Raw genomic sequence first — 20,531 nt, 5'->3', positions numbered from 1 at the left:
TTCCCATTAATTCAGTTTGCAACAATGATTTTTAGTGTACTGTTCTTGCAAGCTAAACCCGGTATACGTGGAAAGCGAGTTTTTCAGGAGCTTGGAACATTAGCGGGGCCGAACCTCACCTAAGTATTGCTGTGGTTGCTTTCCAAAAAATAATCACATTTATTTAAGTTGCTGAAATAAATTCAGCATGACGAGTATATGAAAAGTTTTCATCTGCAATTTCCCTTAATTCAGCTCCCAATAACGATTATTAGTGTACTGTTCTTGCAAGCTAAACCCGATATTCGTGGAAAGCGAGTTTTTCAGGAGCTTGTAACATTAGCGGGGCCGAACCTCACCTAAGTATTACTGAGGTTGCTTTCCAAAAAAAATAATCGCATTGATTTAAGTAGCNGGGGCCGAACCTCACCTAAGTATTACTGAGGTTGCTTTCCAAAAAAAATAATCGCATTGATTTAAGTAGCTGAAATAAATTCAGCATGAATAGTATATGAAAAGTCTCATCTGCAATTTCCCTTGAATTCAGCTCCCAAAAACGATTTTTAGTGTACTGTTCTTGCAAGCTAAACCCGATATACGTGGAAAGCGAGTTTTTCAGGAGCTTGTAACATTAGCGGGGCCGAACCTCACCTAAGTATTACTGAGGTTGCTTTCCAAAAAAAATAATCGCATTGATTTAAGTAGCTGAAATAAATTCAGCATGAATAGTATATNGGGGCCGAACCTCACCTAAGTATTACTGAGGTTGCTTTCCAAAAAAAATAATCGCATTGATTTAAGTAGCTGAAATAAATTCAGCATGAATAGTATATAAAAAGTCTCATCTGCAATTTCCCTTAATTCAGCTCCCAAAAACGATTTTTAGTGTACTGTTCTTGAAAGCTAAACCCGATATACGTGGAAAGCGAGTTTTTCACGAGCTTGGAACATTAGCGGGGCCAAACCTCACCTAAATATTGCAGAGGTTGCTTTCCAAAAAAATAATCGCATTGATTTAAGTTGCTGAAATAAATTCAGCATGGCGCGATTGTAGGAAAGGTTTCATCTGAAATTTGGAACCCCTTTAGTTCGGAATATCAACATAAGAATGGGAGAGCCACAACTCCTTAACCATCAACTAGAAACTAATAGCTGCCAACTTAAAACTTTTTACGCTAACCCCTTGATTTTTAAAAAGAATTGTTCTACTTTTGCAGTCCGTTTTATGGGCTATCTGTAAGGATGCCGGGGGAGCGGTAAATTTTTTAATAAAAAACATAAAAAAGCACAATGCCAACCATTCAACAATTAGTTAGAAAAGGTAGAGTAGCACTGGAGTTCAAGAGTAAGTCTCCAGCGTTGGACAGCTGTCCACAGCGAAGAGGTGTATGTACACGTGTGTACACCACTACCCCTAAAAAACCAAACTCAGCAATGCGTAAAGTAGCCCGTGTTCGTTTAACGAACGGTAAAGAGGTTAATGCATACATTCCTGGAGAAGGTCACAACTTACAGGAACACTCAATCGTATTGATCCGTGGTGGTCGTGTTAAAGATTTACCAGGTGTACGTTACCACATCATCCGTGGTGCATTAGATACATCAGGTGTAGCTGGTCGTAACCAACGTCGTTCTAAATATGGTACTAAACGTCCTAAACCAGGACAGGTAGTTGCGGCACCAACAAAAGGTAAAAAGAAATAATCGGGAGGAAATAAGAAATGAGAAAGTCAAAACCAAAAAAGAGAATTATTCTTCCTGATCCAAAATTTAACGATGTTCAGGTAACTCGTTTTGTAAACAATATGATGTACGATGGAAAAAAATCTATCGCATATGCTATTTTTTACGATGCTGTTGAAATTGCTGAGAAAAAAGCAGGTGAAAACGGTTTAGAGATATTTAAACGTGCTTTAACTAACATTATGCCAGCTGTAGAGGTTAAATCTCGTCGTGTTGGTGGTGCTAACTTCCAGGTTCCAACTGAGGTTAGACCAGAGCGTAAAACAGCTTTAGGTATGAAATGGTTAATTTTATACGCTCGTAAACGTGGCGAAAAAACCATGAAAGAGAAATTAGCTGGTGAAATCGTAGCTGCTGCTAAAGGTGAAGGTGCTGCTGTTAAGAAAAAAGAAGATACGCATAAAATGGCTGAGGCTAACAAAGCGTTCTCTCACTTCAGATTCTAATTATTAGGATTAACAGATTAGTAAGATTACACAGATTTAATTAGAAGATTATACTGATTAGATAAATTACACCGATTTGTTTTAACATAATCGGTGTAATTATTTAAAATCAGATAAATCAAAAACATAACATGGCAAGAGATTTAAAATTTACAAGAAATATTGGAATCGCGGCTCACATTGATGCAGGTAAAACTACAACAACAGAGCGTATTCTTTATTATGCTGGTGTAAGTCATAAAATTGGTGAAGTGCACGAAGGTGCTGCAACAATGGACTGGATGGCACAAGAGCAAGAGCGTGGTATCACGATCACTTCTGCTGCAACTACTGTTGAGTGGAAATACAGAGGTCAGGCATACCACATGAACATTATCGATACACCAGGACACGTGGATTTTACTGTAGAGGTAAACCGTTCGTTACGTGTATTAGATGGTTTAGTGTTCTTGTTTTCTGCAGTTGATGGTGTTGAGCCTCAATCAGAAACCAACTGGCGTTTAGCTAACAACTATAATGTTGCCCGTATCGGTTTCGTTAACAAAATGGACCGTTCTGGAGCAGACTTTTTAAAAGTTGTTAAACAAGTTAAAGATATGTTAGGTAGTAATGCAGTTCCATTGCAATTGCCTATCGGTTCTGAAGATGCATTTAAAGGTGTGGTTGATTTGATCAACAACCGTGGTATCGTTTGGAATGAGCACGATAAAGGGATGACCTTTACTGAAGTGCCTATCCCTGAAGATATGATAGATGAGGTTGCTGAGTGGAGAGAGAAATTATTGGAATCAGTTGCTGATTACGATGAATCTTTAATGGAGAAATTCTTTGAAGATCCAAATTCAATCACTGAGCGCGAAATTTTAGATGCATTACGTGCAGCTGTTTTAGATGCTAAAATCGTTCCTATGGTTTGTGGTTCATCTTTCAAAAACAAAGGTGTTCAAACCATGTTGGATTATGTGATGGAATTATTGCCTTCACCTCTTGATTCAGAAGGTGTTGTTGGTACAAACCCTGATACTGGTGCTGAAGTTTTATTAAAACCAAGCATTAAAGAGCCGTTTGCAGCTTTAGCATTTAAAATTGCAACTGACCCATTCGTAGGCCGTTTATGTTTCATCCGTGTTTACTCAGGTAACTTAGATGCTGGTTCTTACGTTTACAATACCCGTTCAGAAAGTAAAGAGCGTATTTCTCGTATCTTCCAAATGCACGCTAACAAGCAAAACCCTGTGCCTAATGTGGCTGCTGGTGATATTGCTGCGGTAGTTGGATTTAAAGATATCAAAACTGGTGATACGCTGTGTGATGAGAAAAACCCGATCATTCTTGAATCAATGAACTTCCCTGAGCCAGTTATCGGTTTAGCTATTGAGCCTAAAACTCAGGCAGACGTTGATAAATTAGGTATGGGCTTATCTAAATTGGCTGAAGAAGATCCTACATTCAGAGTTCAAACTGATCAGGAAACTGGTCAAACTGTAATCTCTGGTATGGGTGAGTTACACTTGGATATTTTAATTGACCGTTTAAAACGTGAGTTTAAAGTAGAAGTTAACCAAGGTGCGCCACAAGTAGCTTACAAAGAAGCAATTTTTGGTACCACTCAACACCGCGAAACATACAAGAAACAATCTGGTGGTCGTGGTAAATTTGCTGATATCCAGGTTATTATTTCGCCAATCGATGCTGATTTCGAAAAAGGTGGTTTACAATTCGTAAACGAAATTACAGGTGGTTCAATTCCACGTGAATTTATCCCTTCAGTAGAAAAAGGATTTGCTGCTGCGATGTCTAACGGTGTATTGGCTGGTTACCCACTTCCTGATATGAAAGTACGTTTGATTGATGGTTCATTCCACGCAGTCGATTCAGATGCTTTATCATTTGAGCTTGCAGCTAAAATGGCATATCGTGAAGCTTTACCTAAATGTAAACCTACGTTGATGGAGCCAATCATGAAAATCGAAATCTTAACCCCTGAAGAAAACATGGGTGATGTTATCGGTGATATGAACCGTCGTCGTGGTCAATTATTAGGTATGGATACCCGTAATGGATCTCAGGTAATTAAAGCAACTGTGCCACTTTCTGAAATGTTTGGTTATGTAACTCAGTTACGTACAATCACTTCAGGCCGTGCAACTTCAACAATGGAATTCGACCACTATGAAGCTGCGCCTAAAAACGTACAGGATGAAGTAATTGCTAAATCAAAAGGCAGAATTAAGTCTGAAGACTAGTAATGTGATGTGAATAGCGTTTTGCGTTTAGCGATGATTTGTCGCCCTACGCAAAGCGCTTAACACAAAACTTAAAATAAATCCGGCTTCTGTTGTTAATAGCTCTAACAGGAAGCCATAATTAAAATAAGATGAGCCAAAGAATCAGAATTAAATTAAAATCTTACGATTACAACTTAGTAGATAAATCTGCTGAGAAAATCGTAAAAACTGTTAAACCTACGGGTGCAGTTGTAAGTGGACCGATTCCACTTCCTACAGAGAAGAAAATCTTTACTGTTTTACGTTCTCCACACGTTAACAAAAAAGCTAGAGAGCAGTTCCAATTATGCGCTTACAAACGTTTATTGGATATTTATAGCTCTAACTCTAAAACAGTTGATGCTTTAATGAAACTTGAATTACCTAGCGGTGTTGAAGTTGAAATCAAAGTTTAATTGATTTAAAAAAGAATTAAAAGTCCCGATATAAATCGGGACTTTTTTTATGCCCAAAAATTCGAAACAAAAACCAGGCTGATCGGTTTTATTGATATGGAAAAGGATGATAATCAGCAAGAAGAGTTACCGATTGAAGGTCAGGATTTTGCAGATCCTCAGGAAGGATCAGTACAGAAACCTTCGTCGCATGGGGAAGTTGCCAACCAGAAAGGCAGTGATTTTTCTGAACTTGAAGAAAGCAGAATGGAAAAACCACCTAAACACAGGTATGAAAATGGATCAAGTAAAGATGACCTGGACAGTGATACTAAAATAGATCAAAGTAAAGGTGTGAAATAGGCACGCTGAATGATTTTAGTATAAACTTTTTAGTATCGTCAATTGTTCTTAAAAATAGAAGCATCTTAAATAGCAACGACTATGGAAATGAATGATAATAATAATAAAGATGTAAATCCTCAGATAGGCGGTAGCCATGATGATGATATTGAGTGGGATAATGGCGAGGCTACCTACGGACACAAACGAGCTGATTTTAAACGTAAAGATCAACCGGATGATGCGCACCTCGCAAAAACTAAAACTGTTGGTAAACACAACATCAATAAGGAATTGAATAATGCCAATTTGAGTCAAAATGAAGATATTGGCAATAGAAATAAAGAAAAAGACAGGGGAATAAGCGGGAAGGATTTATAGTCGATTAAAAAGGGAATATTCATGTAGAATAATCCCTTAATAATAATTTTGCATTTTCCGGCAGATGGAATTAATTAGGATTCTACAACTGAAATGCGTTAATCAAGTGGCGAATGCCCTTAAATCGTTTAGTCTCTGATTTTTGTTAATCTTTGTCGCGAATCCTACAGCGGGCGCAAATTTCAAGAACTTAAAATCAAATTGCAATTCTGAATTCTATAATTCGATTGACAAATGTCAATTTCGTTTGTCTTTCCGGATTTCCTGATCTTGTCAGTACAGTTCACTTGTTTGTGAATAATCTCTTTTAATCTGATCCCCGTAACTTTTAACCCGGTCTACATATTTAGGAGCCTGATCTTTCAAGTCATCTAATAATGATTTACCGTCTACAGCTCTTTTTTTCGTAGCATATTTAAAACCATAAACAGCTGCTGCGCCTAAAATGGCATATTTTAATAATCCCATAAGTTTATATATTATATTCCTGTATTTAAAGCGTGGTCTTCATCAGTTTCATCAATATCTGATTTACCTTTAAAATCATCTGATGAACTTCCGGTATGGCTTTCGGCACTTTCTAAGGTTGGGTGTTTATCCGGGCTGTTATAAGCATCATCGCTAAGCGTATCTTTTCCTTGAGTGCCCGAATTATCCATCCCGTCTTTAGCCAATGGATTACCTTCAATCAGTTCACTAGGTTCCTTGCCATAAGCGGTTATAATATTGGTATCATTACCTTTTTCATAAGCTTTCTGTACATCAGATTTTTCTGATTGTTTATCATCAGTGCCTACATAACCTTCAATATGTTCTTCCTTATTATAAATGCTCGTTTTCATAAGATCATCTGTTTGGTTATAAAACAGACTAAGACCTAAATAGTTTGCTTATTATGAAGGAGCAATATGGGAGTAACAAAAAAGGCAGATATTTCTATCTGCCTTTGGGTTAACTTTTGTAAGGAAAATTCCTTGATATCTTTCTCATCATCCTTTCTACCATATCATCGGTAGAACTCATGATGGTATCATCCATCGTTTTAAAGAAACGCCATAACAACTCGCCGTCTGATCCATTGTTAATGGTTAAAAACATTGTTCCCGTTCCGGATTTGCCACCAAAACCCCCAAATAAAACAGCAGATGCAATTGCACCAGCTTCAGATTTTGTTTGTTCAGTTTCGAAACGACCGCCAATTACAGCGTCAACACCAAGTATTTTGGCCAGTTCATCTTTAGTGGTTTCATCTAATTTACCCAATACACCAGCTTTTTTCAATAAGATATTGGTTTTATCAACATCCTGAAAAGTTACCGTGTAATCAGAAGCTTTTCTTAACAAAAAGGTGTACATACTGGCTTGTATCGATTTAGCCATTGATTCTTCCTGATTTTTGTTGGCATCAGGATTGAAATTTTTTGGTTGTTTCCTGTAGGAGATTTTTACTTCAAAAGGTAAAATGGCTACAATTTTCTGTGTTTTGATCGTTTCCTTTAATTTCGGACTTTCAAAAATTTGCTTCGAGCCTTCAAATTGCGCTTTGGTCAAAACCGTAAAGCAGCACAAGATAGCGAGCGTTAAAAAGATTTTCTTCATTATTTGTTTGTTTGATTTTGTAGCGAATATAGTGATATCTTTTAATAATTGTAATATGAATTTTACCTGAAATTTTATGCTTAACCATTTTATCGTTTTGTTTAACTTGCGCCCAAATTTTAAAGGCGAACGGATAAATGGAATGGAAATATTTACTTTCTAATAAGCGGTACGGGCAGGAACAATATGGTGCAAGCACCGATCGGGCACGTTCTGATTTTCAGCGTGATTATGACCGGTTAATTTTTTCTTCTCCATTTAGAAGGTTGCAAAATAAAACCCAGGTTTTCCCATTGCCAGGGAGTGTATTTGTGCATAACCGTTTAACGCATAGCCTGGAAGTGGCCAGCGTAGCCCGTTCTATGGCGAATATCTTTTTAAACAGTGTAGAGATTCACAATCCTGAACTGATTAAGGAAGTGCCATTAATTAACGAAGTAGGCAATATTGTAGCAGCTGCGGCCCTTGCTCATGATTTAGGAAATCCCGCTTTTGGCCATTCAGGAGAAGCCGCCATTTCAAGGTATTTTACCGATGGTGATGGCCGTGTTTATCAGAAAGACATGAGTGATTCACAATGGCATGATCTCATCAATTTTGAAGGAAACGCCAATGCGATCAGAATCCTTACGCATCCTTTAAAGGGAAAAGGAAATGATGCCTATGCACTAACTTATTCCACTTTGGCATCAATTGCAAAATATCCTTGTGCATCTATCGCCGGAAAACAAAAAGGATTGTTGCATCGTAAAAAATATGGTTTTTTTCAGTCGGAGGCCGATACCTTTAAACGAATTGCTACTGAATTGCATTTGGAGCAGGAAGAAAGCGAATACCTGATCTACAAACGTCATCCATTGGTTTATTTGGTTGAAGCTGCAGACGATATTTGTTACAGCATCATTGACCTGGAGGATGCGCACCGTTTAAAAATTCTTTCATACAAAGAAGTAAAAAATTACCTGTTGCCTTTTGCAAACTCAGCAACTATCGAAAATCGCTTAAAAAATGACTATGAAGATGATGATGCAAAAATTGGTTTGTTACGGGCAAAGGCAATAAATACTTTAACAAATGCGTGTGCCGGTATATTTTTTAGAGAGCAGGAAAAGTTGTTAAATGGTGATTTAAACCAAAGTTTAACCGATTTATTACCCGAACCCTATATTACCGCCTGGAAAGAGGTAGAAAGAATCTCGGTAGAACGCATTTATAATTTCTCTTCTGTAATACAGAAAGAAGTAGCAGGGTATAAGATTATGGCAGGTTTATTAGAAGAGTTTGTACCCGCTTTAATTCACAACAATACCCATTACTATAAAAAATTGGTTAAACTAATACCCAAACAGTACCATACAGATTTAACTGATGTTTATTCTATCACCCAAAGCGTGCTGGATTTTGTTTCAGGTATGACTGATTTATATGCAGTAGATTTATACCGCAACATTAAAGGCATATCTTTCCCCTCCGAAACATAGTAATCCTAGCTATAATAATTGATTAATTAATTTGTACTTAACATATAAAACAGTACATAATAGTATGTTCGTGTAAAATTATAAAATATAATTTTTTGTAACTATTTGATAGTAAATTAATTACTTTCAATAAGGTATTTTCGAAAAGGCCTTTGTGTAATGTAGCCTTTATGGGATATACTAATTGGTAGATTTGAACGTTTGGCCGCTGATATTTATATCTCTGGTCAAATAAATAGATCTCATCCCGTTCATGAAAAAATTTCTACTGATTGCTTTGCTAAGTTTAGTTTTGGCAGTAGCTGTTAAGGCGCAGGCCCCACAGCAGTTTAATTATCAAGGTGCTGCCAGAAACGCTAACGGTACTCCGATAGCAAACAAAAACATTTCCCTTCGGATTAGCATATTAGATGCATCTTCAACCGGTACCACACAGTATTCGGAAGTAAGGAATGTAACTACGAATGCTTTGGGTTTATATGCTGTAGCCATCGGATCAGCAGGAGCAACCGCAGTTAGCGGTACAATTGCTGGCGTAACATGGGCTAGTGGATTAAAATTTATAAAAGTAGAAATTGATCCGGATAACGGGAGTAATTTTAATCTTGCCGGTACCGCCCAGTTATTAAGTGTTCCTTATGCACTTTATGCTGCCAACGGACCAATTGGCCCAAAAGGCGATCCAGGTGCAACAGGCCCGGCAGGGCCTGCCGGAGTTGCCGGAGCTGTAGGTCCGCAAGGTATAAAAGGTGATACTGGTGCAGCAGGAGCTACTGGTCCTGCTGGGGTTGCCGGGCCAGTAGGTTTACAAGGTCCTGCCGGGGTGCCTGGAGCAACAGGTGCGCAAGGCCCTACAGGTTTAACTGGCGCAACAGGTGCGCAGGGAGCAGTTGGCGCAACAGGCCCACAAGGAATTAAAGGCGATACTGGTGCGGCGGGAGCAAATGGCTTACAAGGTTTACAAGGAATACAAGGTGTTAAAGGCGATAAGGGAGATAAGGGCGACAAAGGTGATGTAGGTCCGGTTGGCCCTTCAACCGGAGTTGCCGGAGGTGATTTAAAAGGGAACTATCCAAACCCTACAATAGCCAATATTCAAGGTAAATTATTAAGTGCAGCTACTCCTGTTAATAACCAGGTGCTTTTATTTGATGGATCTGCATGGAAACCAGTAACTTTGGATGTAAATCAATTGGCGGGTGCTAAAGCTTTAACCTCAACAGATTTAAGTGTAAGTGCAAATGGCACATCAGCTTTATTAAAAGATGTAGTAATTGATATTAATGCAGGAGCAGTAAGTACAATAAAACTCGCTGATGCTGCTGTAACTACGCAGAAACTGGCCGATGGTGCAATAACTTCAATGAAGATCGGAAATAAAGAAGTTAAGAATATCAATATCGATGATGCTGCTGTTAATACACTTCAGCTTGCAGATGGATCGGTAACAACAGTAAAACTTGCCAATGGCGCAGTAACTTCAGTTAAAATAGGAAATAAAGAGGTTAAGAATATCAATATTGATGATGCCGCTGTTAATACACTTCAACTCGCAGATGCTTCGGTAACCACACCAAAACTGGCTGATGCCTCAGTAAACCTTGCTAAATTAACTACTGATGGAGTGAGCGATGCCAATAAGGTTTACATTACCAACGCCACAACCGGTAAGCCTGAGCTGATTAGCAGAACACTTTTTGCCAATGCAAATGCCTGGGCATTAAGAGGAAATACTGGTAACATCGACCAGAACAATAACTTTTTAGGTAATACTGATGATATTGCCATTAACTTTTTGGTTAACGGGCTAAAATCTGGTCGTTTGGGTAATTCTTCTGAAACCAATTTATCTTTCGGTTATAAAACGCTTACCTCAAATGTATCTGGTTTTTACAACAGTGCATTTGGCCGCGAAGCTTTATCAGTAAACATTTCAGGTTACGAAAACAGTGCTTTTGGTTATTTGGTATTGCAGCGTAGCTTTAGTGGGATCAATAATAGTGGTTTTGGTTCGCAGGCATTGGCCATTAATACTGTAGGTTCTAATAATACTGCAATTGGTACGCATACACTTATGGCAAATGGAACAGGTGTGGCAAATACTGCCATAGGTAGTTTAGCCCTCGAAGCTAACAATGGCGACAACAATACCGCATTAGGTTATGCAGCAGGCTCAAAAAATAGTGGTACAGGTAACATTTTTATCGGAAATAATGCTGGAAGTAACAGTACTAATATAAATAACAGCCTTATTGTAGCCAATTCCAATACAGTTTATCCATTAATTGCTGGTAATTTTACAGCAAACGGAGGGGCGCTAACCATAAATGGCACTTTAGCTGCAAATTCTACTTCTTACGCGCCTGCAAATGTGAGCACCTTAAATGTAAATGGTTCAGTTGCGGCAAGCGTTTTAACCTTTACCACAGCAGGATCATTAACGCTTGATGCCAGCCATTATACCGTTAGGATAAAAAATGCAGGAGCAGCAGTAACCGTTAATCTTCCGGCGGCCTCAACTTGCAAGGGACGAATTTATATACTCATAAAAGCTTTATCCTCCGGAGATGTAAGCCTCAGTAACCCGGTTCTATTGAACGATGATTCGAGCCTGATAACCATTACAGGAAATAAAACTTACACTATCCAAAGTGATGGCTCGTCCTGGATTTCTTTAAACTAAAGCAAGATGAGAAGAATATTCTATCCGTTTATTTTCTTGCTGTTCGGTTTTTATAGCAATAGTTTAAAGGCACAGAGTTTACCTTATGTTTTAAATTCGGCCAGTGGTTATGGAAAAATCAATAATCAGCTGTATGATTTTAGTATTGGAGAAATGGCGGTTGTACAAACTTTTCAATCTAACAGTACCACATTGACACAGGGTTTTTTACAACCTTTTCTGATTATGCAGACCGATGCAGATGTAGCTATTGTAAATAATATCCTTACACCAAATGGCGATGGTAAAAACGATTTTTTTATAGTTAAAGGTTTGGAAAAATATCCGAACAATAAACTATCGATTTTTGATAGAGGGGGAAGGTTGATTTATGCCACTACAAACTATCAGAATAACTGGGATGGATACTTTAATGGGAAACCATTGATGGAAGATACTTATTACTACATGCTTGATTTGGGTGCAGATGGATCTATTAAGGGGTTTATATCAATTTTATATAAAAAATAACAGGGTGAGGAAAATGAAATGTTATATAGCCGTACTGTTATTTATATTTAGTACATCGGCATATGCCCAGCTTAACCCAATGGGTAGCATCTATTATCAAAATCAGTTTTTAGCCAATCCGGCAATGGCAGGTTTAGAAAAAGGAATCAATTTAAATGCTGCCCTTAAAACGCAATGGGTTGGGGTAGATGGTGCACCTAAAATCCAGTACCTTACCGCCGATTACGGTTTAACCAATAATAAGGTTGGCTTGGGATTGCTTTTTTATAATGAGGGGGCAGGAGCCATTAACCGAACAAGGGCAACCTTAACCTATGCCTATCACTTGCCTTTAAATAGTGGAACCAACTTTCTGGATTTTGGCCTATCGGCAGGTATTATGAACGAATGGGTGGATATTGGGAAGGCAAAGGGCGACCTGGATGATGATGTACTGAACACTTTTAATGATCGGAAATTGTATTTGGATGGCGATTTTGGCGTGGCTTACCGCACTGATAAACTAACGCTACAAGGCACATTACCTAACCTTAAGCGGTTTTTTAAAAGAGATGTGTTGAGAAACGTTGTAGACCGTTCGATTTACTTTTTTGCAGCAGGTTACAAATTTACTACCGATAAAGTAATTAGCAGCATTGAGCCAAAACTGGTGTACAGAGGAGTACAGAATTATGACGGGATTTTTGATGCTGGTATAAATCTTCAGTTTTTAGAAAACAAACTCATGTTTAATGGCATTTACCACAGCACCAATAGTTTTACCGGTGGTTTTGGTGCCAATTATAAAAACCAGTTTTCTCTTCTTTTTCAATATACCACCAATACCTCGAAAATGCAAAACTACAGCAATGGCGAATTTGAGGTGGGCCTAAAATATAGTATCAAAAAATAAAAGCTTTTTTAACAGGATTGAGTGCAACAAATAATCTATTTTAGTTGTGCTTCAGATTTTCTATTCGCTGTTTTTTTTGTCGAAATGACTACCTTTTAACTGAAATCTCCATAAACAGGCCTTCGATACAAAACGTTTCATGTTTTGCCTTGGTCAAGTTCTCTATATCGCATTAAGGATCATTCATTCCATCTTCGCGACAAATCTGGTATTTATTATGTTAACAGATCAAAAAGCCCGATTTACCACCCCTTTTTTCCCAATTCCACCTCTTTTCTTCTGTATACAACGCATATTGTTACACCCTTCAGCTCGTTATGCCGAGAACCAATATCGGTTATTGGGTATTCATATCCAATTTTCTTCGCATTAACTTATGAAATTGATAAATGCATTTTTTATCAAAATTTTAACCAATTATAAGCACTATTTGAGACGGAAGGCCTTTTCCCCGCACTTTTTTGAAAAAAGGTCTGCACTATTAATAGTTGCTAAGTATATGCTTTGTCCCCAATGTTTCAAAAACGATCCGCAGCCTGAATTTACATTTTCTTAAGTTTCACAATATCATTAATTATTTTATGACAAAACAACTATTATTTTTGATTAGGAGCTGTATTGCACTGTGTGTATTTGCAATCTGTTCTATTGGTAGCACACATGCCCAGGATACAACTGTGCAGGGTATAATAAAGGATGCCGGAGGCCCACTGCCCGGCGTAAGTATATCAGTAAAAGGAACCAGTACTGCTACAGTATCGGGCAATGATGGTCGCTATACCATCAAAGCATCATCTGCCTCCACACTGGTTTATTCATCAGTTGGTTATGCTCCGAAAGAGGTTAAGTTAGCCGGGCTTACTGCACAGGCTGGCATTTATAAAATTGACATAAGCCTTACTGCCGCAAATAAAGATCTTGATGATGTTGTTGTTGTTGGTTTTGGAAAGCAGAAAAAAGTTAATCTAACAGGTGCTGTTAGCAGTATTGATGCAAAAGCTTTTGAATCACGTCCTGTTGTAAACGCCACCCAGGCATTACAAGGCAAGGTAGCTGGTTTAAATATCACCCAAAATAATGGTTCGTTAGATGCAAGTCCCACAATAAACATGAGAGGTATTGGTACTATAAGTGGCAATTCATCAGCAAGTCCACTTATACTCATTGATGGGATGGAAGGACAGCTGAACGTACTTAATCCACAGGATATCGATAATATATCATTTCTTAAAGATGCTTCTGCATCATCTATATATGGTTCTCGTGCTGCTTTCGGAGTAATATTGGTAACTACAAAGCGAGGCAAATCTGGCCTAACACAGGTTAATTATAACAACAACTTTCGTATTACAAGTCCTGTAAGCTTACCTCAACAGCTCGATTCTTATAATTTTGCATTATACTATAACGATGCGAGTATAAATGGTGGAAGCGGTGCACGCTTTAGCCCTGAATACCTGCAACGCATACGAGATTACCAGGCTGGTATTTTGAAAAGCAGTATTGCGCCAAACACAGGAAACGTTCCGTATTGGCAGGATGGTTATGATTTTGGGAATGATAATGTGGATTGGTATAAGGAAATTTATTCTAATCATGCATTCTCCCAGGAACACAATCTTAGCTTAAATGGAGGCAATGATAAAACAACTTATTATCTCTCAACAAACTACCTTGATCAAAAAGGACTTTTAAAAATCGGTGAAGACCTTTATTCGCGTTATAGCCTTGCCGCAAAGATCAACACTAAGATTTCTGAGGCAGTTTCATTGAATTATAGTACGCGGTTTTTAAGAGAAGATTACCGCAGACCCAGTGATCTTGGTAACGGTCTATATGCAAATCTTGCACGTCAGGGATGGCCAACTTTGCCCTTATATGATCCGAACGGATTCCTCTACAGCTCTCCTTCACCAGCCCTTGGCCTTAGGGACGGAGGGATAACCAAGAATCAGAAAGATTGGATGTACCAGCAGCTACAGCTTGTGTTTGAACCGATAAAAGGATGGAGAACTTTCGCAGAGGTTAATTACCGCACTAGAAATGATTTTAACCATTATGATGTTCAAAAAACCTACAACCATGATGTAAATGGGAATGCTTATCTATACAACCGAAATTCTGCTGTTTTTGAAGAGGGATACCGCGAAAATTATTTCAACTCCAATATTTATTCTGAATTCTCAAAAACATTGGCTGAAAAACATAATTTCAAGGTGATGGGTGGTTTTCAAACAGAGATGACCAGGCTCAGGGGCCTAAATGTATCGAGGCAAGGCATTATTGTGCCCGAACTTCCAACCATTAACACAACTTCCGGGGCCGATCCTGATGGTAAAATTCAGCCTCCTGTTGTTAACGGAGATTATCAGGCATACAGCATAGCTGGCTTTTTCGGTAGGTTAAATTACGATTATGATGGAAAATACCTTTTGGAAGCTAACCTAAGATACGATGCATCCTCAAGGTTTAGGGCCGATCAGCGGTGGACTTACTTTCCATCGGTATCTGTTGGATGGAACATTGCCAGGGAAGATTTTGTGAAAGATAACTTAGCGTTTATTGATGTATTTAAGTTTAGGTCTTCATATGGAAGTTTAGGAAACCAAACAACAACCAAAAACGGCTCACCGGATCCTTATCCAACTTATTTAACTTTACCTGTTGCTACGGGTAACGGTAATTGGCTGGTAAATGGTGCACAGCCTAATACTGCCAGCGCACCCGGGCTAATCAGTTCTACACTGACATGGGAAACCGTAAAAAGTCTTAACCTTGGGCTCGACTTCGCTTTTTTTAAAAACAGGCTTACCGGAAGTTTTGATTGGTACAACCGTAAAACTATCAATATGCTTGGGCCAGCAACAGAACTACCTGTGGTTTTAGGAACTGCTGTTCCGCCTACAAACAATACTGATTTAAAAACCGTAGGTTTTGAATTGGAGCTGGGATGGGCAGACAAGCTTAAAAATGGACTTGGATATAGTGCACGTTTACAGCTGAGTGATAATCAGACTACAGTTACCAGGTTTCCAAACCCTAGCGGCTCATTAAACACTTATATAGAAGGAAGAAAGCTTGGAGAAATTTGGGGGTATACCACTATAGGTATTGCAAAAACCCAGGCAGAAATGGATGCCCACTTGGCTACTTCTTCTAATGGCCAGAATTTTTTTGGTTCACAATGGGCCGCAGGGGATATTATGTATGCAGATTTTAATGGTGATGGCAAACTTGATCAAGGTAACAATACCCAGTCTGATAGTGGAGACAAACATGTGATCGGTAATTTTTCACCGAGATATAATTTTGGGCTGGATTTAAATGTGGATTATAAGGGCTTTGATTTAAGGGTGTTTTTCCAGGGAGTGTTAAAAAGAGATTTTTACACACCAAGTGCCTACTTTTTTGGTGCTACGGATGTAATCTGGTTTTCAACCGGACTTAAAGAGCATTTGGATTATTTCCGTGCAGACCCTAACAATCCATTAGGCCAAAACCCTGATGCTTATTACGCCAGGCCAATATTTGGAACTTTAAAAAATCAGGCTGTTCAAACCCGGTATCTACAGGATGCATCTTACATCCGCTTAAAAAACCTGCAACTTGGCTATTCGCTTCCAGTGCCATTAGTGAAAAAATTAGGGTTGCAAAAGATTAGGGTATATGCTTCCGGAGAAAACCTGTGGACGGCTACAAAGTTAACGAAGATTTTTGATCCTGAAACCATTGATTATCAGCCTGGAGATTCAAGATCAAACGGTAATGTTTATCCAATCACCAAGGCACTATCCTTCGGTCTAAGTGTCACTTTTTAATATAAGACGATGAAAAATTTTAACAAAATAAGCCAGCTTTGGGCTGGAGCAATACTTTTAGTGCTTGTTTCCGTTTCATGTAAGAAATACCTTGATCAGGAACCATTATCAACTATAAGCCCGGAAAAATACTTACAGGAAGAGTCGCAACTAGGTGCGTACGCAATAACACGTTATACCGATATCCTCCCTTCTCATACCAATTATTCATTCGGAACTTTTGGAATTGATGCCAATACAGATAACATGGCAACCACTTCTATGGACAATAGATATGCACCAGGGCTTTTCAAAGTTGGATCATCGGGTGGCGACTGGGATTTTAGCAACATTTATCAGTTAAACTATTTTCTTCAGGATGTGGTTCCCAAATGGAAAACCGGAAAAATAGGTGGTAGTGAAGATAAAATTAAACAATATATAGGAGAAGTTTACTTTTTAAGGGCCTATGTTTATTTCTCAAAACTGCAGGCATTAGGCGATTTTCCCATCATTAAAACCACTTTAAGTGATGATGCGGCAAAATTGAAAGAGGCAAGCAGAAGAATGCCAAGAACTGAGGTTGCCCGTTTTATACTTGCTGATCTTGATTCGGCAGCAATGTTGATGAACAATCCTGATGGATCTAAAAACCGCCTTTCTAAAAACTGTGCACTGTTGTTAAAATCCAGGGTTGGTCTTTATGAAGGTACCTGGCTTAAATATTTTAAAGGCACCGCTTTTGTACCTAACGGACCAAGCTGGCCAGGTGCTAACAAAGCTTATAATGCAGGCTATCAGTTTAAAGCCGGAAGCATTGAAGCCGAATCACAGTTTTTTTTAAGTGAATCAATGTCTGCAGCTAAGGCCGTGGCAGATGCTGTTCAGTTGGTAACAAACACAGGGATTATTGAATCAGCCAATAATGAAAATCCATATTTCAATATGTTCAGTAACGTAAATATGGCTGGGTACAGCGAAGTTTTACTTTGGAGACAATATTCAGTAAATATAACCCATAACGTTCCTGTGTATGCGCAATTGGGCAATAATTCTGTAGGGTTAACCAGAAGTATGGTAGAAAGTTTCCTTATGGCAAACGGACTTCCAATTTATGCACCAGGAAGCGGTTACAAAGGTGATGATTACATTAAAGATGTAAGAGAAGGCAGGGATGGCCGTCTAAACCTTTTCTTAAAAGAACCAGGGCAAAAAAATCAACTGGTAAACATCGGAGCAGGCAGTCATGGAACCACTATAGAGCCTATACCTGCTATAGATCAGTCAAGCGCTGAAAAAAAATATTCAACAGGCTACACCATAAGAAAAGGCTTGAGTTATGATGGTGCCCAAACCAATAATGGGGGAGGTTATACCGGAAGTGTAACTTTTAGGGCTACCGAAGCGTATCTAAACTACATTGAAGCCGATTTTGAGCGAAACGGGGTATTGGATGCAGTTTCCGTTGGTTATTGGCAACAGATAAGAACCAGGGCAAAGGTTGATCCTGATTTTAATAAAACCATTGCTGCAACCAACATGAACCTTGAAAAAAAGGACTGGGGAGCTTATTCAAATGGTGTTTTGGTTAATCCAACTCTTTACAACATCCGAAGAGAAAGGCGCAATGAGCTTATGGCTGAAGGCTTAAGGTTTATGGACCTTAAAAGATGGAGAGCTATGGATCAGATGATTTCTACGCCAGACCATATTGAAGGATTTAAATTATGGGGGCCGATGAAAGATTGGTACAAGCCGGCCCAGCTTGCTTCTGGTGCATCAAACCCTGGAGCAATCGTATCAGATCCGGCTTTAAGTTTATACCTCAGACCTTATGAGATTTATGGCAACAATGAATCTTACAAAGGCGTACGGTGGACGATGGCGCATTACTTAAATCCAATTGCTGCACAGCATTTCATTATTACTGCAGAAAATGGAGATTCTAATTCGGCTGTGATCTATCAAAACCCTGGCTGGCCCGTTAATGGCGGTGCTGCGGCTATCGGTTTTTAAATAAAAGCTTAAAGATTGGAGAAGTGTAATCAGTATTATTCTTCTCCAATCTATTAATAATGAGCTGGTTAATTACTAAATTTTAGTAAAATCTACACGAATGTCTAAATAAAAACCTTTTACCTTAAATTTTGATGTCTTGCCCGACAAATGAAATTAGAGGTATAGGAGATTTTCTAAACGGATGAGCTTGCTCACTGGATGCTAATCTCAACGCTTAAAAATACCTACATCTAACCATTTATATCAAGTTATTCTTAACCTATGAAAACATTAAAAATCTCATCAACGATGATTGCATTTTTGCTATTCATCTGTACGGTATTGAGTTGCCGAAAAACCCCTGATCAGGCTGAAGCCCAGCTCGAACAGTTCAAAACACAAAAAAACAATAAGCTTAGCGCAACAAATTTTACTGCCGACCCAAATGCCAGTTTCTATACCGGAGGAGATATGTACGATACAAATGGAAACATTGTACATGCAGTTGAAGGAGGAATAATCAAAGTTGGAAACCTTTATTATTTGTGGGGAATGGATAGATCGGATAACAACTATACCTTTAAAGGTGTAAATATTTACTCATCTGCAGATTTGAAAAACTGGACATTCGTAAATACCATTCTAAAAAACTCAACCCATGGCGATCTTGCTGCTGGTTCAGTTGTAGAGCGGCCGAAGTTATTGCACAATACCACAACAGGGCAGTTTGTATTATGGGTACATTACGAGGGTTGGGGGGCATATGGAACAGCAGAAGTAGGTTATGCAACCAGCAGCACCATAGGTGGTAACTACAACTGGCAGGGCCATTATCGCCCATTAGGCCTGGATAGCCGCGATATGAATGTTTATAAGGATACGGATGGAAAAGCATATATGATTAGTAGTGTAAGTGTAAACTCCCAGGTAGCAATTATGGAGCTTAACTCATCCTACACCGGCCATACACGTGTGGTATACCGAGGATCGGAAGTAAGCTGCGAAGGTCATGCCCTGTTTAAATCTGGCAATACTTATTTCCTGGTCGAATCCAAATGCTCAGGTTGGGATACAAATGATAACCATTATTATACTTCAGCTTCACTGGCCGGCCCGTGGACTTACCGTGGATTGATCGCTCCAAATGGTGCAAAAACTTATCAATCACAAATTACAAATGCTTTTCCTGTATCAGGCTCAGATCGAACAACATGGGTATATCTTGGCGACCGCTGGTCAACATGGGATATGGCTTCTACCAGGTTGGTCATTTTACCCTTTCAGCTTTCAGGAACTACGCTTAGCCTTCCCTGGTACGATCAATGGTCGGCAAATACGGCTACTGGCAACGTTACGGTTTCACCTGCAATACAATTTGATGGTCAGGTAAAGATTATTAACCGGAAATCTGGGAGGGCAATGGAAGTTGGCGATTGGTTGCAAAGCGATAATGCTTCAATAAAGCAATACGACTATCTGGGAGGCAATAATCAACGGTGGACAATAACGAATTTGGGTCGTGGAGAATTCAGGGTTACTAATGTGCATAGTGGAAAATCGCTCGAAGTACCTAATTCGACAAGAAATACAGGTACAAATGCCACCCAATATACCTGGAATAATGGTTTTAATCAGAAATGGCACATTATCCCTTGCAAGGGAGGTTACTTTAGGTTTATAAACGTTAATACCTTAGGAAAAACGCTGGGTATTAGAGATGCATCAACCGCTAATAGTGCTGATGTGGTTATCAATGAGTTTAGGTTTGAACAAGATGCGCAATGGCAGATATTGCCTGCATCCAACTAACTTTCGATAACTGACAAAAGAATCAATTAAAAGCGCAGAATAGTTTTTTAGAATAGATAGCGATAAATCGTTATTGCGAGGAGGAAACGAAGAAGCAAGTTTACAAATGTTGCCAATAGCTAACGTTTTAAGCTTGCTTCCTGCTTAGCAATAACGATCGCTCTATGAAATCTACCATCAATAGCCAGTTGAAAAGATAATATTTTAGG

General features: G+C 38.8%; 16 protein-coding genes. 13 read left to right on the top strand and 3 right to left on the bottom strand.

All coding sequences use genetic code 11. The features are described from left to right. Positions 1 to 1,269: 1,269 nt before the first annotated feature. The 6 genes from rpsL to ASE74_RS13830 all read left to right on the top strand — a co-directional run bounded on the left by rpsL (position 1,270) and on the right by ASE74_RS13830 (position 5,553). Complete coding sequence (gene rpsL, locus ASE74_RS13855) at positions 1,270 to 1,683, top strand: 30S ribosomal protein S12 (protein ID WP_029278631.1); 414 nt, start codon at positions 1,270 to 1,272, stop codon at positions 1,681 to 1,683. A 17-nt stretch (positions 1,684 to 1,700) separates the two neighbouring features. Then, positions 1,701 to 2,168, top strand: a complete 468-nt coding sequence (rpsG, locus tag ASE74_RS13850) for a 30S ribosomal protein S7 (protein WP_055910127.1) — start codon at positions 1,701 to 1,703, stop codon at positions 2,166 to 2,168. A 131-nt stretch (positions 2,169 to 2,299) separates the two neighbouring features. Continuing rightward, positions 2,300 to 4,414, top strand: a complete 2,115-nt coding sequence (gene fusA / locus ASE74_RS13845; protein WP_055910122.1) for an elongation factor G — start codon at positions 2,300 to 2,302, stop codon at positions 4,412 to 4,414. A 131-nt stretch (positions 4,415 to 4,545) separates the two neighbouring features. Next, entirely contained in the window at positions 4,546 to 4,851 is a 306-nt protein-coding gene (rpsJ, locus tag ASE74_RS13840) for a 30S ribosomal protein S10 (protein ID WP_008244591.1), read from the top strand. A 96-nt stretch (positions 4,852 to 4,947) separates the two neighbouring features. Further along, positions 4,948 to 5,193 carry a hypothetical protein gene (locus tag ASE74_RS13835; RefSeq protein WP_055910120.1) on the top strand — a complete coding sequence of 82 codons (246 nt, stop codon included), beginning with the start codon at positions 4,948 to 4,950 and terminating at the stop codon, positions 5,191 to 5,193. Between the two features lie 87 nt (positions 5,194 to 5,280). Beyond that, positions 5,281 to 5,553: a hypothetical protein gene (locus ASE74_RS13830; protein WP_235526094.1), complete on the top strand. Its 273-nt coding sequence runs from the start codon at positions 5,281 to 5,283 to the stop codon at positions 5,551 to 5,553. Between the two features lie 273 nt (positions 5,554 to 5,826). On the opposite strand, the gene ASE74_RS13825 is transcribed toward ASE74_RS13830, so the two are convergent. The 3 genes from ASE74_RS13825 to ASE74_RS13815 form a co-directional block, all read right to left on the bottom strand. Beyond that, positions 5,827 to 6,021, bottom strand: coding sequence for a hypothetical protein (locus ASE74_RS13825; protein ID WP_055910115.1), 195 nt, complete (start codon positions 6,019 to 6,021; stop codon positions 5,827 to 5,829). 11 nt (positions 6,022 to 6,032) lie between these two features. Next, positions 6,033 to 6,395: a hypothetical protein gene (locus ASE74_RS13820; RefSeq protein WP_055910113.1), complete on the bottom strand. Its 363-nt coding sequence runs from the start codon at positions 6,393 to 6,395 to the stop codon at positions 6,033 to 6,035. Between the two features lie 109 nt (positions 6,396 to 6,504). After that, positions 6,505 to 7,152, bottom strand: coding sequence for a hypothetical protein (locus tag ASE74_RS13815; RefSeq protein WP_055910110.1), 648 nt, complete (start codon positions 7,150 to 7,152; stop codon positions 6,505 to 6,507). 137 nt (positions 7,153 to 7,289) lie between these two features. Between ASE74_RS13815 and dgt the strand changes: the two genes are divergently transcribed. The 7 genes from dgt (at position 7,290) to ASE74_RS13780 (ending at position 20,322) form a co-directional block, all read left to right on the top strand. Beyond that, complete coding sequence (gene dgt / locus ASE74_RS13810; RefSeq protein ID WP_055910107.1) at positions 7,290 to 8,633, top strand: dGTP triphosphohydrolase; 1,344 nt, start codon at positions 7,290 to 7,292, stop codon at positions 8,631 to 8,633. Between the two features lie 253 nt (positions 8,634 to 8,886). Continuing rightward, positions 8,887 to 11,316, top strand: a complete 2,430-nt coding sequence (locus ASE74_RS13805; RefSeq protein WP_055910105.1) for a collagen-like protein — start codon at positions 8,887 to 8,889, stop codon at positions 11,314 to 11,316. Positions 11,317 to 11,322: 6 nt separating this feature from the next. After that, positions 11,323 to 11,826, top strand: a complete 504-nt coding sequence (locus tag ASE74_RS13800) for a gliding motility-associated C-terminal domain-containing protein (protein ID WP_055910103.1) — start codon at positions 11,323 to 11,325, stop codon at positions 11,824 to 11,826. A 13-nt stretch (positions 11,827 to 11,839) separates the two neighbouring features. Next, positions 11,840 to 12,718: a PorP/SprF family type IX secretion system membrane protein gene (locus ASE74_RS13795; protein WP_082458782.1), complete on the top strand. Its 879-nt coding sequence runs from the start codon at positions 11,840 to 11,842 to the stop codon at positions 12,716 to 12,718. A gap of 581 nt (positions 12,719 to 13,299) precedes the next feature. Further along, positions 13,300 to 16,536 (top strand): TonB-dependent receptor, encoded by a 3,237-nt coding sequence (locus ASE74_RS13790; protein ID WP_055910101.1) that lies wholly within the window; start codon positions 13,300 to 13,302, stop codon positions 16,534 to 16,536. 9 nt (positions 16,537 to 16,545) lie between these two features. Then, positions 16,546 to 18,531 (top strand): RagB/SusD family nutrient uptake outer membrane protein, encoded by a 1,986-nt coding sequence (locus ASE74_RS13785; RefSeq protein ID WP_055910099.1) that lies wholly within the window; start codon positions 16,546 to 16,548, stop codon positions 18,529 to 18,531. Positions 18,532 to 18,795: 264 nt separating this feature from the next. Further along, the gene (locus ASE74_RS13780; RefSeq protein ID WP_055910097.1) at positions 18,796 to 20,322 is read left to right on the top strand and encodes an RICIN domain-containing protein; all 1,527 of its coding nucleotides are present in this window, start codon (positions 18,796 to 18,798) and stop codon (positions 20,320 to 20,322) included. The last annotated feature ends 209 nt before the right edge of the window (positions 20,323 to 20,531 follow it).

The organism is Pedobacter sp. Leaf216, from assembly GCF_001421515.1.
In the GTDB taxonomy this organism is placed as follows: Bacteria; Bacteroidota; Bacteroidia; order Sphingobacteriales; family Sphingobacteriaceae; genus Pedobacter.
The sequence above is the reverse complement of the archived record's forward strand: the minus strand, read 5'-3'. Positions and strand labels throughout refer to the sequence as shown.

What these genes read in the sequence shown, in the direction of transcription:
- rpsL (WP_029278631.1), top strand. Translation starts at nt 1,270, where the DNA reads ATGCCAACCATTCAACAATTAGTTAGAAAAGGTAGAGTAGCACTGGAG.
- ASE74_RS13785 (WP_055910099.1), top strand. Translation starts at nt 16,546, where the DNA reads ATGAAAAATTTTAACAAAATAAGCCAGCTTTGGGCTGGAGCAATACTT.
- ASE74_RS13830 (WP_235526094.1), top strand. Translation starts at nt 5,281, where the DNA reads ATGAATGATAATAATAATAAAGATGTAAATCCTCAGATAGGCGGTAGC.
- ASE74_RS13800 (WP_055910103.1), top strand. Translation starts at nt 11,323, where the DNA reads ATGAGAAGAATATTCTATCCGTTTATTTTCTTGCTGTTCGGTTTTTAT.
- rpsJ (WP_008244591.1), top strand. Translation starts at nt 4,546, where the DNA reads ATGAGCCAAAGAATCAGAATTAAATTAAAATCTTACGATTACAACTTA.
- ASE74_RS13780 (WP_055910097.1), top strand. Translation starts at nt 18,796, where the DNA reads ATGAAAACATTAAAAATCTCATCAACGATGATTGCATTTTTGCTATTC.
- ASE74_RS13825 (WP_055910115.1), bottom strand. Translation starts at nt 6,021, where the DNA reads ATGGGATTATTAAAATATGCCATTTTAGGCGCAGCAGCTGTTTATGGT.
- fusA (WP_055910122.1), top strand. Translation starts at nt 2,300, where the DNA reads ATGGCAAGAGATTTAAAATTTACAAGAAATATTGGAATCGCGGCTCAC.
- ASE74_RS13815 (WP_055910110.1), bottom strand. Translation starts at nt 7,152, where the DNA reads ATGAAGAAAATCTTTTTAACGCTCGCTATCTTGTGCTGCTTTACGGTT.
- ASE74_RS13820 (WP_055910113.1), bottom strand. Translation starts at nt 6,395, where the DNA reads ATGAAAACGAGCATTTATAATAAGGAAGAACATATTGAAGGTTATGTA.
- ASE74_RS13790 (WP_055910101.1), top strand. Translation starts at nt 13,300, where the DNA reads ATGACAAAACAACTATTATTTTTGATTAGGAGCTGTATTGCACTGTGT.
- dgt (WP_055910107.1), top strand. Translation starts at nt 7,290, where the DNA reads ATGGAATGGAAATATTTACTTTCTAATAAGCGGTACGGGCAGGAACAA.
- ASE74_RS13835 (WP_055910120.1), top strand. Translation starts at nt 4,948, where the DNA reads ATGGAAAAGGATGATAATCAGCAAGAAGAGTTACCGATTGAAGGTCAG.
- rpsG (WP_055910127.1), top strand. Translation starts at nt 1,701, where the DNA reads ATGAGAAAGTCAAAACCAAAAAAGAGAATTATTCTTCCTGATCCAAAA.
- ASE74_RS13795 (WP_082458782.1), top strand. Translation starts at nt 11,840, where the DNA reads ATGAAATGTTATATAGCCGTACTGTTATTTATATTTAGTACATCGGCA.
- ASE74_RS13805 (WP_055910105.1), top strand. Translation starts at nt 8,887, where the DNA reads ATGAAAAAATTTCTACTGATTGCTTTGCTAAGTTTAGTTTTGGCAGTA.